We start from the raw sequence: 14,297 nt of genomic DNA, 5'->3' as shown, positions 1-14,297 counted from the left end.
TTTATAATAATTGAAAGACTTTTTTCAATTAAGGTGTTTGGATATTGACAGATCCATCGCTGCCGACCTTAACATCAACACCGCCGCCTTGAACATGAACGCCATCTTCATTTACGCTAACACCAGCGTTATCAGTTTGTACATTAGCAGCACCGTCTCCGTTAGTTTCAACAGAAGCATCGCCGCTTTCGTCATCGCCATTTACATTAACGCTAGTATCACCGCCGTTTACGTTGACTTTGGCACTGCCGCTTTCTTCAGATGTGCTGCTAGAGCTTGTCTTAGCTTTAGATGAAGAAGATACGCTTGAGCTGGAACTTGAGCTTTCTTCAGTCTTCTTATCTGCAGAATTTCCGCAAGCTGCTAAAAAGAAAAGTGCAATTAGTGGTAATAAAAATAAAGAAATTTTAGATAATTTTTTCATCTTACCCCTCCTTCTAGTATAATATTAAACAAATATTTCATTTGAAGCAATGAAAAACTAGATTGATACATAAATAACATACTCTGTTAATAAAAATGTTACAAAATATATGCAAAACAATTAGAGAAAACATAGATTTTATAAGCTTTTTCGCGATTTCCTGCTTATTCAGCATGTAATCGTTTTGTAATACAATTCTTGTCCGTGAGAAGGAAAAAAATAACATTTTTGCAACATTTCTTTTCCTCTGTAAATGGAGAAATCATGCTATAATCAACCTATGTTATCAAGAAATTTTCAGAAACTAATCGAGGCAGACACAGTTGCGGCAGCGCGAGCTTTGCTAGGTATGCAGCTGATTCTAAATGGCCAGAAGTTAGGCCGAATTGTCGAAACAGAAGCCTATCTAGGAAGTCAGGACAGCGCCTGTCATTCAGCTAGAGGGCGCCGCTCCCCTAAGAATGAATCCATGTATCTGCCAGCTGGTCACTGGTATGTTTATCAGATTTATGGTCATCAGATGCTGAATTTGGTGACCAAGGCTGAAAATGTAGCCGAAGCCGTACTGATTCGAGCCTTGGAGCTGCCGGACGGCCGACTTATAGCTAATGGTCCTGGCAAGCTAACCAAGTATGCTGGGATTGATAAGCGCTTTGATGGACAGAGTTTAGCGACTTCCAGTCTGCAATTAGCCCATGACCTGACTCCCAATCAGATTGCCAGCCGTTCGCGGATTGGTGTGACCTGCACAGATGCCTGGCGGGAGGAGCCCTTAGGCTTTTATGTGGCTGGCAATCGTCATGTCTCAAAAGTGCCCAAGCGAGGCCTGCTGGATGATGAGGACACTTGGAAGAAGGAGTAAAAGATGAAGAAAACAGAGATTTTTGAGCAAGTTGTAGAAATTATGCGAGAGGATTCCTCTACAAAGAAAGACATCACGGGTGCAAATCCCGAAGAATATCGAGCGCGTATCACAGACCAGATGAGCCAAGAGGACTTTCTCTACCAGATGCATTGTTATATAGCCAGTTTTGGGATTTTGTCTCATGTTTGGTTTGGGCTTAAGGAAACGCAACCGCCCGGCTTTAAACTGAGATACTACCAAGACTGCCTCTACGTCCTGCAGGCAAATAGCGATACGAGGCTGAAACGTGGAGACCAGATTCTAGCCTTAGATGGAAAAGCCTTGCCTCAGGTGTATCAAGAGCACAAGGATTATTTTGTCAGTTCCACACTAGAGCGACAGCACAAGGAGTGGGCTTACTTTGTGGGGCATGCCGGAGAAGTTACGGTGGTGCGCAATGGCAAGGAAGAGCAACTACATGTTCAGCCGACCGCTCACCCAAAGAAGCCACCGCAGTTTGAATGTCGCAATCTTTCTGAGGACATCGTCTATCTTAAGTTAGAAGATTTTACGGATGAGGCTGCTATCAGTCAGCTATATGCAGACAGCCAAGCAGCAATTGAGCAGGCCAAGTATTTAATCATTGATGTTCGAGTCAATTATGGCGGGACGGACTCGCTTTATTATCCACTTTTCAAATATATTCTCCCTCAGGGAAAGGCCTTCAGAGACTTAGATTTGCCAAGCGATGATGGGATGGAGATTCTCTATACTGATAGAAATGTTGATTTGCGTCAGCAACTGATGCAAAGTATCCTGGAAGATTCAAACTTATCAGCAGAAACTCACCAAATCATTAAAGAATTTCTAAAAGAGCTAGAAGAAAATCGAGGGAAAGGTTATGTCCTCTATGGCGATGAAGACAGCAATCAAAACTTTCTGCCAGATGTCCTAGGCCTAGCTCGACCTGAAAAAGTCTTTGTGCTAGCAGATGTTACCTGTGGGTCTTCAGGTGATAATTTTGTTGATACTATGAAAAAGATGCCCAAGGTTACGGTCCTAGGGCGTCCGACTATGGGAATTTTGGATTATTCCAATTGCTGCGTGAAGGATTTTGGTGACTATGAGCTCTTGTTTCCCACTTCACGTGACATTAGGATTGATCAAGGAAAGGGCATGAATGACAGGGGAGTTGAACCAGATATCTTGATTCCTTGGACACCAGAGCACTTAGAACGGGATGTGGACCTGGAAGAGTGCCTCAACTATTGCAAAAACGCTTAGGCTTTCTAAGCGTTTTTTCGTCTATATTAGATCTTGTCAAACTTCTCAATGTAAAAGAGTGTTAGCGTCACAATGGCAGCCAAGCCAATGAGAATGAGGATGGCTGGAGTCCAGGAATGGAATAAATCAAAGCTGTATCCAAAGAGGCTAGGTCCAAAGGCGGCCAGAATATAACCGCCAGTCTGGGCCAAGCCAGATAGCTGAGCGGTTTGTTCAGGAGTACTGGTTTTCAGCGAGAAAGTGACCATGAGGTAGGGGAAGAGGGCGCTGACGGACATACCGATTAGCAGATTGAGGATGAGCCAGTAGACAAAGGAATCTGTCTTTACCAGCAGCATACCCAGACCGACCATACCGGTTACAGAAAAGAGAGCAATCATTCCCAAGCGTTTTTTAGCGGATAGACGCGTTGTCAGACTAGGTATCGTCATAGCCAAAGGAAGGCTGATAAAGGAAAAGACAGAGGCCAAGAAACCAGTAGCATCATTGGAAAGTCCTGCCAACTGACCAAGAGTCGGCAGCCAAGTGATAGCCGTATAGAAGAGTAAAGACTGCAGACCACCGAAAACAATCAGAGCCCATACTCTAGGATTTTTTAGCAGGGAACCCATTTGCTGCTCGCGGTTTTTACTAGTCAGTTTGTGATTGTGCCGGCTGTTGGGAAGCCAAATCAAGCAGGCCAGTAAGCAGATGAGGGTCAGGACGAGAATCAGTCCTTTCCAGCCAGCTAAGCGGACAATCGGCGCAGCCAAGGGAGACATGACTGAGATGGCCAGTCCCATAGAAGTGATATAGAGCGTGGTTAGAAATCCAATTTTCTCTGGCTGATTAGCCTGAATGACATTGGGCAAGAGCACATTTAAGACAGCGATGGCAGCCCCTAGCATGATTGTACCTGCGTAGAGTAGAGGCAGGTTAAAAATACGAATAAAAGAGCCCAGAGTCAGCACAATAATAGCTATGGTAAAGAGCTTTTCCAGGCCGACCTTTTGAGCCAGGCGTGGGGAAAAGGCTGAGCAGAGGGCAAACATAATCAAGGGCAGGCTAGTCAGCAGTCCCAGAGAGTTGACGGGAACTTGCAGCCCCTTAGCAATATCGCCCAGCACAACAGGCAGAACTGCAAAAGGTGCCCGTAGGACAACGCCCACCATCAGAATACCTGGAAGTAGAAATTTCGAATGTTGCTTTTTCATAAAGTTAAGTTTCCTCATATATAAATATCAAAATAAAATCAGTCCATCAAATCCAGAAAATACTGGCTGATAACTGTTTCTGGCAATGTTTTCTTTTGCTGGAGCCACCAGCTGACCGTCTCCACAAAGGTAGAAGTCACGTAATTTCTCAGAAAGGGCTCTGGCAGCTGAGATTTTTTTCGCAGGAGCTGTTCCTGAATCATCGGAAAGAGATAGTTTTCCAGCTCAATCTTTAAGCGATTGGTGAAATAGATATTTTTCGAAAGCAGCAAGGTTGCAATCTTGTCCTGATTCTTTTGGAAATGCTTGAAAATGTGGGTGGTTGCTTCAAAGAGATCCTTGCCGTCGTCGCGTTCAAGAAAGGTATGCTGAAAGAGATCTTGGCAAACCTCCTCTAGCAAAGCTTCCTTAGTATCGAAATGGGCATAAAAAGTCGACCGGCCAACGTCTGCCAGGTCGATGATTTCTTGCACGGTGATGCTTTCATAGCTTTTTTGATGCAGCAGGCTGATAAAAGCTTGGTAAATGGCTGCGCGTGATTTCTTGACTCGTCTGTCCATAGCATTTCGGAACAAAAGAGCAGGATTGTTCAGTAACGGACAAAGCTCCTCAATTGCTTCTTGTTTCCTTTCTGAGAATAAGGGATAATAAAGATGAAAACTGAACAAGGTGTTCCGTTTTGATTACATTATACTATAAATTTAGCCAAACTGAAAGGAGGCTACTGTGAAATCTAGTAAAAATATGACTATTGCCTTTCTGTTAAACTTTTCCTTTGCCATTCTTGAGTTTATCTTTGGCTTCATGTTCAATTCCAGCGCTGTATTAGCCGACGCTGTGCACGACACAGGAGACGCGATGGCTATCGGACTCTCTACCCTTTTTGAAAAAATTTCTAATAAAAAAGAAGACAAGAAATACACTCTGGGCTACAAGCGCTACAGTCTTTTAGGAGCCCTGCTGACCTCGGTCATCTTGCTAGTCGGCTCGACCTTGGTGATTATCGAGAATGTACCCAAGGTCTTTGCGCCTGAAAAGGTTAATTATGACGGCATGCTGGTGCTGGGTATCTTTGCCATTATAGTCAATCTAGCAGCCAGCAAGGTGGTCGGCCATGGTCATGGACACAGTCATAATGAGTCTATTCTCAGTCTCCATTTTTTAGAGGACATTCTGGGTTGGGTTGCTGTTATTCTGGTCTCTATCGTTCTGCGCTTTACCGACTGGTATTTTCTTGACCCGCTGCTTTCCCTGCTCATTGCAGGCTTCATCCTCAGCAAGGCCCTGCCTAAGTTCTGGGAAAATATCAAGATTTTTCTGGATCATATCCCTAGCGATATTGATCTGAGTCAGCTTTATCAGGAAATTCTGGCAGTTGAAAACGTTCAGACTATTACCCAGCTCAATGTCTGGACCACAGACGGTATGGAAAAATTTGCTATGATCCATATCTGTCTTGAAAATCCAGATCTGCTGGCCGAGACCCAAACCACCCTGCGTCAAGAATTGCAAGCCTATGGCATCACCAAAATCACTATCCAGACGGATAGCAGCTTGGAAGAGCATGAAGAGTGGTGCCTGGGTGGAGAGGGCGATTTAAAACCTCATATTTAAATAGTATTACTGTAAACATATCTCTACAGTCCGATAATCGGGCTGTTTTTTTGTTTTATAGTCTGATTGCCATTTTTTAAGTAATTCTATTTTTATGATTTTCTTCTTATTTAAAGCCTCTATTTCTTCGTCTGAAAATTTGAGCTTTTTAAATCTTGTTACTTTGCCTGCAAAAATAGACAAGCCGCGCACATTGTGCATTTTTAGATAGGTTTTACATATAATAAAATGCAAATGTATTGACAATGCTTTTTCTTTAGCATATACTATTGGGTAGGAAGAAACAGGCAAAGCTTGCTAAGCCTTGTCCTGAAGCGCCTTTCCTAAGCATATCGACTACCGATTAGAAGAGGACAGATGCTGTCACACTGTCCATCTGAAGGTTGAAAAAGAAGCAGTAAAAGGGAAATTTCCTCAAAAAAATTTGCTTTTTTTTATCCTCGAAGTAAAAAAACGCTTTAAAAAAGTGTCAAAAAGCTTGATATAACAAGGTTTTATCAAAATTAAACATTTTTTTAAATGTAATCATTTTTTTCGAGGCAAACTTATTGACAAGTTGTCAATTATGTCATATACTGTGATAGGTAAATGTTTTTTAAAGCAAATAAAGCTTTTGTTCCTAGCATTTCCTACCAAAATATGCATATCGGTAAAAAGAAAAAACCATAAGACAAGAATTCTTATCTTATGGCATTGGCTGCTTGCTGATTCGGGTTAAACCAACTTCACACACACACGGTTTAACCTAAATCTCAAAGCATGAGAAATTTTGCAAGAGAACTTGCTTTGTATAGTATCTAAGAACGCAAGAACAAATGTTTTTGGCATCTGCTTTTTTGCGCCCCTTTTGACAAATCTAAAACGCCCCTTGTCAATCCTAGGATTGGTTTAAGGACTGTTTACTAGGTTTATCAAATGGAGATACTGCTCAAAGCATCTAACTTAAAACATTAAGTTTGGTTCTATTGGTAAATTTTCCATGTACTAGCCTAACTTAAAAAGCTTAAAGAAACCTTAAAGGAATCTTTAAGCGAGGGAGATTTTTTTAAGAAAGCTGTTATCTATTAACGCATAGAAAGAATTGAAGGATTTTTACAAAAAAATCACAGACAGGAGAAACAAATGGCACTAATCGCTATATTGGTTCAATTCAATCTGATAACGGCAGCTCAAAAAGAAGAAATTCTTCAAGATATGCCACAATCAAACATGCAGTTAGAGAGATATCTAATCAGCAAGGGCTATGTGACAGAAGAAGATATGCTGAAAGTCATGAGTTACTACTATCGTGTACCTCATGTCAATCTATCACAGTTTGTGATAGAAAAGGAAGCTGTCGAGAAGGTTTCAGAAAAAGTTGCTAAACGTCATGGATTGATTCCGATCTCTTTCACAGATGGGGAAGAGGGAGAAGAACCCAAGTTAATAGTTGCGATGGCAGACCCAAGCAACTATATCGCCCTAGATGACGTTAAAATCGTCTCTAAGATGGTGGTAGAACCTTATGTAACTTTTCGGGATGATATTGAGAAGTATATCGATCAATACTATTCCAAAGGAGAAGAAGCCCAACAGGCAGCGACCGAAATCGAAGGTTTTAATGTGGATGAAGAGATCGTCGAAGAAGATCTCGAAATCAAAAACGCTCCGGTTGTACGTTTGATTGACTCGATTATCAGTCAGGCAATCAAGACGCGGACCAGCGATATCCATATTGAGCCCTTTGAAAAAGTTGTTCGTGTTCGTTTCCGGGTTGACGGGACCTTGGTGGAAAACATGCAGTTGAAAGCCAATGCTCACTCAGCCATTGCGACACGGATTAAGATCATGAGTGGTCTGGACATCGCTGAGCGGCGGATTCCTCAGGATGGACGGATTGAGACAACCATCGACGGCAAAGAAGTCGATATGCGGGTTTCAGTCTTGCCTACTGTATTCGGTGAAAAAATCGTTATTCGGATTTTGAGCCGGAATGCAACTCTCCTCAGTAAAGAGGAGTTGGGATTCTCGCCAACCAATCAGAAGCTCTTTGAAGATATTCTTAAGGCTCCGGAAGGCATTATCTTGCTGACTGGTCCGACAGGAAGCGGAAAGACAACCACTCTCTATACAGCGCTCCGTGAGCTCAATGATGTAGGAAAAAATATCATCACCGTTGAAGATCCGGTTGAGTACCGATTGGAAGGGGTCAACCAAGTTCAGGTAAATAATAAAGCTGGACTGACCTTCGCGAGTGGTTTGAGAAGTATCCTGCGTCAGGACCCGGACATCGTTCTCTTGGGGGAAATTCGGGACGAAGAGACAGCTAGTATCGCGGTTCGTGCCGCTATCACTGGTCACGTCGTTCTCTCGACTATTCACACCAATGACACAGCTAGTACAGTCAACCGTTTGGTCGATATGGGCATCAAGCCTTATCTGGTATCAACGGCGACTGTCGGTATTATCGCACAGCGCTTGATTAAGCGCATCTGTCCTAAGTGTAAGACTGAATATACTGTAGAAACAAATGAACATGCAGGTATCGGTATTCACAAGGGAGACACCTTGTATCGCGGACGCGGTTGCAACTACTGCAGCGGTACGGGATACTATGGACGTATAGCTATCCACGAAATCATGGCAGTGACAAGGGAGATTAAATCACTAATTAATGATGGTGGAACAACGTCACAGCTTCGAGCAGAAGCTAAGAAAAATGGTATGCGAGACTTGGCGGAGGAGGCCATTGATATCGCAAAACAGGGGACTACAACGATTGAAGAAGCAATGAAGATTGCCTTTAGTCTAGAAGGGGAAGTTTAGGATGAATTTGGATGAGTTAATTAAGCAGGCGATTGAAGCGGGTGCATCAGATATCCACTTCACGGTTGGCGCTGAGCCAACCATGCGTCTGCACGGGAGGTTAACACAACTCAACAATACAATTTTGACCAACGAAGACACGGTTCGCTTCACCAAGCATATTTTAAATGAGAAGCAGATTGCTCATCTTTTAGAAGTCGGTGAAGTGGACTGTGCCTACGAGGTCGATAATGGCTATCGCTTGCGGGTCAATATCTTTAAGCAGAAAAACAACTGCGGGATTGCCTTGCGGGTCATTCCCAAGGATATTCCATCTATGGAATCTCTGGGATTGCCACCAGTTATCAAAAAGCTAGCTGAGAAACGCCGGGGGCTGATATTGGTTACCGGGCCAACAGGAAGCGGAAAGTCAACGACCCTGGCAACCATGATCAACTACATGAATAGCTTGCGGGACGAGCACATCATCACAATTGAAGATCCGATCGAGTACATGCATACGCATAATAAGTGCTTGGTCAACCAACGTGAGCTGGGAGCGGATACGCAAAGCTTCGGCAATGCCCTCCGCGGTGCCCTTCGTCAGGACCCGGATGTCATCCTAGTTGGTGAGATGCGGGATAAAGAAACGATTGAAATCGCTCTGCGTGCGGCGGAAACAGGTCACTTGGTCCTGTCAACTCTCCACACGGTCGGTGCCGTAAACACCATGGACCGGATTATCGACGTATTTCCAGCCGAGCAGCAGGAGCAGATCCGTGTGCAGCTTTCCGCCGTTATGGAAGGCGTTGTATCGCAGCAGCTTATGCGTACAGCGACCGGCAAAGGTCGTGTAGCTGCCTTTGAAATCATGCTGGGAACACCCGCTATTCGCAACCTCATTCGCGAAGGTAAGACCCACCAGCTGCTAACCCCAATCCAAACAGGGGCTCAGCTAGGCATGATTACCATGGACACTTCGCTCATGGGACTCTATCGTCGCAATGTCATCGACCAAAGAACACTGCTGTCTTACTCAGTGGACCGCGCTCAAGTTGAAAAATCCCTAGGAATAGTGGGGTACTAGAGCATGACAGTATATGTTTGTAAATACTTAGACACTCGCCAAGGGGTCGTCACACTAGAGGTGGACGCTCCTAACCGGACAGACGCCGTCAATCGGATCCGTCTCAAAGGGAAGCCAATCAGTGTCGAAGAAAAGGTCATGGGTTCTAAGGAGATTGTCCTTTTCCAAAGCAAGAAGATCAAGCTCAAGGACATATCGCTCTTCTGTAAGCAGATGTCAGTTATGCTGGAGTCAGGGATTCCCCTCAATAATGCAGTGGATATCCTAGAACAACAGGCTACTTCAAAGAACCTCAAATCTAGCCTTAAAATCGTCAGCAAGAGCCTAAAAGAAGGTAGTCAGCTGTCCAAGGCTATGCTGGATCAGGAAGGGATGTTTCCCGATCTCCTGATCCGTATGGTGCAGGCTGGTGAAAAGACTGGTAAGCTGGACGAGGTGCTGGAAAAGATGTCTGAGCACTATAACAAAGAGCTCAAGACCAGCCGCCAGATTCGTGGAGCTATGATCTATCCTGCAGTCCTGGCCTTTCTGGCTGTGGCGGCAGTCCTGGCCTTGCTCTATGTCGTTATCCCAAGCTTCTCAGGAATCTTTGAGCAGAGTGGGATGGCCATGCCGCTACCAACGCGTATCGTACTAGCAGCTAGTAACTTTGTCCGCTCTTCATGGTACATCCTCTTCGGTGTGATAGGGATTCTGGTCTTCCTCTTCTTACGCTATCGCAGTACAGAGGCAGGCCGCTACCAACTGGATCGGCTCAAGCTTAATCTGCCGGTCATCAAGGGGCCAATGCAGAAGATTGTCACTGCTCGCTTTGCCAGCACCTTGGCTATCTTGACCAGTGCAGGTATCCCTTTGGTCGAGGCTATTGAGTCTGCTGCTGCAACGACCAACAACGCTGTCGTCATTGAAAAGATGAAGATCGCTAATGAAGGTCTGCAAAAAGGGGAACGTCTGACAGGGATGATTACCTCAACCGGTCTCTTCCCGCCTATGATGCTCTCGATGGTCAAAATCGGTGAGGAGTCTGGGTCTCTGGAGTCCATGCTGGTCAAGACATCAGATTATTATGAAGAAGAGCTTGAAACAGCTATCAAGCAGTTGCTCTCACTCTTGGAGCCAGCCATGATCATCGTCATGGGGGTTATCATCGGAGGTATCGTTGCCTCTGTCATGCTGCCAATGTTTGAGCTTGCTCACGCTGTGGATGCAGGATCTGGAGCCGACCAGTAGGAAGGTGTTTCAGAAAAGTTTAGGAGGTAGCAGGGCAACTGCTCTGCACAAAAAGTTAGGAAAACCGTTCTGATGCTGGGAGTTTGTAGGGTCTCCCAGCTAGGAACAAAACAAATGCCCCTGTGGGCAAAAATAGTAAAAATTGTGAAAAAATAGGAGATCTATTCAAAATGTTAAACAAATTGCAAAAGTTCCGTCAGGACTTGAAGAAAAAAGGTAAAGGTTTTACCTTGGTTGAGTTAATCGTGGTAATTATCATTATCGCTATCATTGCAGCTGTAGCTATCCCAGCTATCACTTCCTTCCAAGATAACGCACGCCGTTCACGTATCCAATCAGAACACCGTGAGCTGGTATCAGCTATCCAGTCTTATATCGGAGCGCAAGATGATCCATCTAATCCAGGTGAGATTACACTTGAAAAACTAGCACCATACATTTCTAAAAATGCTAAAGGCGATTCAACTAAAATCGTAGATGCTCTAGCTAAGAATGGTACTGCAACTGCTCATACAATTGACTCAACAAACCATATTTTGACTTCTACCTTTAAGCCATCAGGCGCTAAAGATGCTTCAAAAGATAAAGTATGGAAGTATGACTGGTCAGCTAATGGTGTAAATGCCAACTAAAGAAGTAATCTCTAGTTAAGCTGTTTCAAAAAGTGGTAATACTTATCAAATCATCTAAGAAAAGATGAATTAAAACCCTACATTTGAGAGATATTAAAAAGGCTGCTCAGCAGCCCTTGTGAAAAAGAATTAGGAGAAGTTAGTGCTCAACAAATTGCAAGAATTTCGTCGTAATTTGAAGAAAAAAAGCAAAGGTTTTACCTTGGTTGAGTTGATTGTGGTTATCATCATTATCGCGATTATCACAGCTGTAGCGGTTCCTGCCCTTACTTCTTTCCAAGATAACGCGCGTCGTTCACGTATTCAATCGGAACACCGTGAGTTGGCAACTGCTATTCAGTCTTATATCGGATCACAGGATGACCCGGAAACTGTAAAGTCAATTACAATGGAGCAATTGGCACCATATATCTCTAAAAATTCTAAGGGAGATTCGGCTAAGATTATGGATGCCCTTGCTAAGAATGATACGGAGCCAGCTCATAAAATTGATGGAACAACTTTGGTTTCGACCTTCCATCCCTCAGGAGTGGGAACTGATAAAACCAAGGACAAAACTTGGCTTTACGATTGGAGATATAGTGGTTCAAATACAAACTAGCCCAATTAAATTTAAAACTAAGCTGATATTCAGCGAAAAATAAAGATAAAAAGAAAATAGGAGAATATTTAAATGTTAAACAAATTGCAAAAATTCCGTCAGGATTTGAAGAAAAAAGGTAAAGGTTTCACCTTGGTTGAGTTGATCGTGGTAATCATCATTATCGCTATCATCGCAGCTGTAGCGATTCCAGCTATTACTTCCTTCCAAGACAATGCACGTCGTTCGCGTATTCAATCAGAACACCGTGAGCTGGTATCAGCTATCCAATCTTATATCGGCGCGCAAGATGATCCAACTAATCCAGGTGAAATCACTCTTGAAAAACTAGCACCATACATTTCTAAAAATGCTAAAGGCGACTCAACTAAGATTGTAGATGCTCTGGCTAAGAATGACAAAAACACAGCTCATACAATTGACTCAACAAACCATGTTTTGACATCTACTTTTATCCCATCTGGCAAACAAGCAGGTGATAAAAATCAAAAACAATGGAAGTATGACTGGTCAGCTAACGGTGTTAACACTTCAGCGACAGCAAACAACAATGCTGGTGGCGCTACTCCATAATCATCAAATCATCTAAACATAGAGATTTCTCTACTCCGACTGCTTTAGCAGTCGGATATTACCAAAGTAGTTGTCAGACTGTGACAACTATTTTGGCAATATCAAAAGTAGAAATATTAGGAGAAGACTAAAATGAAAGGAAAAAAAAGACAGGGGTCTACGTTGCCCATGGTTATTGTGACCATTGTGATTCTGGTCGCTATGATTGGTATTTTAGCATCTATCGTAGATACTGGGCAAACCCAAACTCAGCGCATGTTTAGCTACCTAAAAGCTAAGTACACAGCGACTTCTGGCACGCAGTTGGCTTGGGGTGCCTATTTGGATCCTGTTGACGGCAATCCGTCATCAGTTTATGAAGAGTTTTACGAGCGGGCTCATAGCACGGATCCTTCAAGCGTGCCGATTAAGTCAACCCATACTTTTAAGGATGGCGGTGTAGCAGAGATCGAGATGAATGGTCAGCTTGTAGATGGTCTGACAGGTCCGGAAAATTATAATATCACGATTAAATCGAAGTCAAAATTAGCTGGGTCCAATGACTATTATGAGCATATTGTAACATTCAACTTTGACACAAAAGGAATTCGCTCAGAAGAAGGCCATGTAAGATCGGCACAAAAGTAAAAAAATAGGTAGGAATGATGAAACAAATACAAAAAGGTTTTACCCTGGTCGAGATGATTATGGCTATCATGTTGATGAGCATGATAGCACTCATTATCGGCGTTATATTTAACACCATGTTTTCCAGCCGAGAATTGATCGAGCGTGAAGCCAGTATCCAGGCGGAAATGCGAACCTCCATGCAGTACGTGGACCGAACTGTTGGTAAGGCAACCTCAATCTTTATCTTGGATGATTCCAAGTTCAAAGGTTCCAAGCAAGGACTAACCAGAGAATGGAGCTATATCGGCCTATCTGCGGATGGCAAGAAGGTCATGAACTATGTATGGAATAAGAAAAAACAGGACTGGGATGTCAGCGAGCTGGGAACCAAATCTCTCTACAATATGAAGTTGGACTTGGAGTTTAAGACAGAGGGCGCCTATCAGGACAACCGCTTGATTAGCTATAATCTGACAGGGAAATATCCAGATACCAATAACAAGTTAGGCATTGATACAGCTATATCAGCACTCAATACTAAGCAGGTCTTTTCCAAGGTTGCTAAAGGCAAGAAAGGGATTGCTATTGCTTATCGAACTGACCCTATTCAAGGGCAGATGAATATTGCCGTTTCTTTTGTTTTTGATACATCTGGTTCTATGAATTGGGATTTGCAGGGAAGAGAGACTAAAAAAAGTGGTAATGAGAGTCGTATGGATATTCTACGAAAGAAATCCGTAATCATGATCAAGGACCTTGCGGAAATTGGGAATATTAGTGTGAACTTAGTGGGCTTCTCTACTTCAGCAAAATATATTCAACAAAATTTTTCTAATTTAGATAACGGTACAAATACTATTATAGCCACCATAAATAAACGTGAAAATTTAAACCCGGATGGTGTTACAAATCCAGGGGACGGACTTCGCTATGGGATGATTAGTCTGCAGTCTCAACCAGCTCAGCTTAAATATATAGTTCTATTGACTGACGGGATACCTAATGCTTATTTAGTAGATTCAAGGGCCTTGTACGCTGGCAATAGAGTAGATCTTAGCCAGGGAGCTGGTCGTGTAACTTTTAACAATCCTATTTATGATCTGTCCCCAACTTTAGGGTATGAGTACAGTCGTCTGGGTTATGATTTGTATTCTAGAGACTCCATAACGCGTGAAAACTCTATTGCTTATGCTGGAGAAGTGTCTAAAAAATTTGGCCTTGGTGTTAAGCGGGTCAATGTGATTGGTTTTTCTGGTGTGGACCATGAAATCGCTTATGGTCAAAGCTTGACAGATAGGATTGGCGAGGGTGGTATGGAGACTAAATATGTATCAGCTACGAATGAAGAAGCTTTGCAAAAGACCTTTTCTGACATTAAAAAGCAGATTCAACAGGATTTGTGGTTTGTATCAGGGCCGTAGA

Annotated in this window: 14 protein-coding genes; 11 read left to right on the top strand and 3 right to left on the bottom strand. The window is 43.2% G+C overall.

Annotation, left to right across the window (positions count from 1 at the left end; genetic code table 11):
* Positions 1–28: 28 nt before the first annotated feature.
* On the bottom strand, positions 29–424 hold the full coding sequence (locus RSK81_RS12230) for a hypothetical protein (RefSeq protein WP_002899368.1): 396 nt from the start codon (positions 422–424) through the stop codon (positions 29–31).
* A 280-nt stretch (positions 425–704) separates the two neighbouring features.
* Between RSK81_RS12230 and RSK81_RS12225 the strand changes: the two genes are divergently transcribed.
* Positions 705–1,286 (top strand): DNA-3-methyladenine glycosylase, encoded by a 582-nt coding sequence (locus tag RSK81_RS12225; RefSeq protein ID WP_315686969.1) that lies wholly within the window; start codon positions 705–707, stop codon positions 1,284–1,286.
* A 3-nt stretch (positions 1,287–1,289) separates the two neighbouring features.
* On the top strand, positions 1,290–2,552 hold the full coding sequence (locus RSK81_RS12220; protein WP_315686967.1) for a S41 family peptidase: 1,263 nt from the start codon (positions 1,290–1,292) through the stop codon (positions 2,550–2,552).
* A gap of 26 nt (positions 2,553–2,578) precedes the next feature.
* Here RSK81_RS12220 and RSK81_RS12215 read toward each other — a convergent pair whose 3' ends face one another.
* Together RSK81_RS12215 and RSK81_RS12210 are read right to left on the bottom strand one after the other, a co-directional pair.
* On the bottom strand, positions 2,579–3,745 hold the full coding sequence (locus RSK81_RS12215) for an MFS transporter (protein WP_315686965.1): 1,167 nt from the start codon (positions 3,743–3,745) through the stop codon (positions 2,579–2,581).
* Between the two features lie 38 nt (positions 3,746–3,783).
* The gene (locus RSK81_RS12210) at positions 3,784–4,305 is read right to left on the bottom strand and encodes a TetR/AcrR family transcriptional regulator (protein ID WP_315686964.1); all 522 of its coding nucleotides are present in this window, start codon (positions 4,303–4,305) and stop codon (positions 3,784–3,786) included.
* 166 nt (positions 4,306–4,471) lie between these two features.
* On the opposite strand from RSK81_RS12210, the gene RSK81_RS12205 reads away from it, so the two are divergent.
* From RSK81_RS12205 to RSK81_RS12165, 9 genes are all read left to right on the top strand, one after another.
* Complete coding sequence (locus tag RSK81_RS12205; protein WP_315686962.1) at positions 4,472–5,359, top strand: cation diffusion facilitator family transporter; 888 nt, start codon at positions 4,472–4,474, stop codon at positions 5,357–5,359.
* A 1,122-nt stretch (positions 5,360–6,481) separates the two neighbouring features.
* Positions 6,482–8,164 (top strand): GspE/PulE family protein, encoded by a 1,683-nt coding sequence (locus RSK81_RS12200; protein ID WP_315686961.1) that lies wholly within the window; start codon positions 6,482–6,484, stop codon positions 8,162–8,164.
* Between the two features lies 1 nt (position 8,165).
* Positions 8,166–9,230: a type IV pilus twitching motility protein PilT gene (locus RSK81_RS12195; RefSeq protein ID WP_002899359.1), complete on the top strand. Its 1,065-nt coding sequence runs from the start codon at positions 8,166–8,168 to the stop codon at positions 9,228–9,230.
* 3 nt (positions 9,231–9,233) lie between these two features.
* Positions 9,234–10,460, top strand: coding sequence for a type II secretion system F family protein (locus RSK81_RS12190; RefSeq protein ID WP_004190372.1), 1,227 nt, complete (start codon positions 9,234–9,236; stop codon positions 10,458–10,460).
* Between the two features lie 122 nt (positions 10,461–10,582).
* Entirely contained in the window at positions 10,583–11,092 is a 510-nt protein-coding gene (locus RSK81_RS12185; RefSeq protein WP_111676827.1) for a prepilin-type N-terminal cleavage/methylation domain-containing protein, read from the top strand.
* Between the two features lie 142 nt (positions 11,093–11,234).
* The gene (locus RSK81_RS12180; protein WP_049542294.1) at positions 11,235–11,693 is read left to right on the top strand and encodes a type II secretion system protein; all 459 of its coding nucleotides are present in this window, start codon (positions 11,235–11,237) and stop codon (positions 11,691–11,693) included.
* 72 nt (positions 11,694–11,765) lie between these two features.
* Positions 11,766–12,266: a prepilin-type N-terminal cleavage/methylation domain-containing protein gene (locus tag RSK81_RS12175; RefSeq protein ID WP_049542296.1), complete on the top strand. Its 501-nt coding sequence runs from the start codon at positions 11,766–11,768 to the stop codon at positions 12,264–12,266.
* A gap of 132 nt (positions 12,267–12,398) precedes the next feature.
* Positions 12,399–12,893 carry a hypothetical protein gene (locus tag RSK81_RS12170; RefSeq protein ID WP_125341486.1) on the top strand — a complete coding sequence of 165 codons (495 nt, stop codon included), beginning with the start codon at positions 12,399–12,401 and terminating at the stop codon, positions 12,891–12,893.
* Positions 12,894–12,907: 14 nt separating this feature from the next.
* A complete protein-coding gene (locus RSK81_RS12165) occupies positions 12,908–14,296 on the top strand; it encodes a prepilin-type N-terminal cleavage/methylation domain-containing protein (protein WP_049542299.1) in 1,389 nt (462 codons plus the stop codon).
* The last annotated feature ends 1 nt before the right edge of the window (position 14,297 follow it).

The organism is Streptococcus sp. DTU_2020_1000888_1_SI_GRL_NUU_041A, assembly GCF_032387735.1.
GTDB lineage: Bacteria > Bacillota > Bacilli > Lactobacillales > Streptococcaceae > Streptococcus > Streptococcus sanguinis.
The sequence above is the reverse complement of the archived record's forward strand: the minus strand, read 5'-3'. Positions and strand labels throughout refer to the sequence as shown.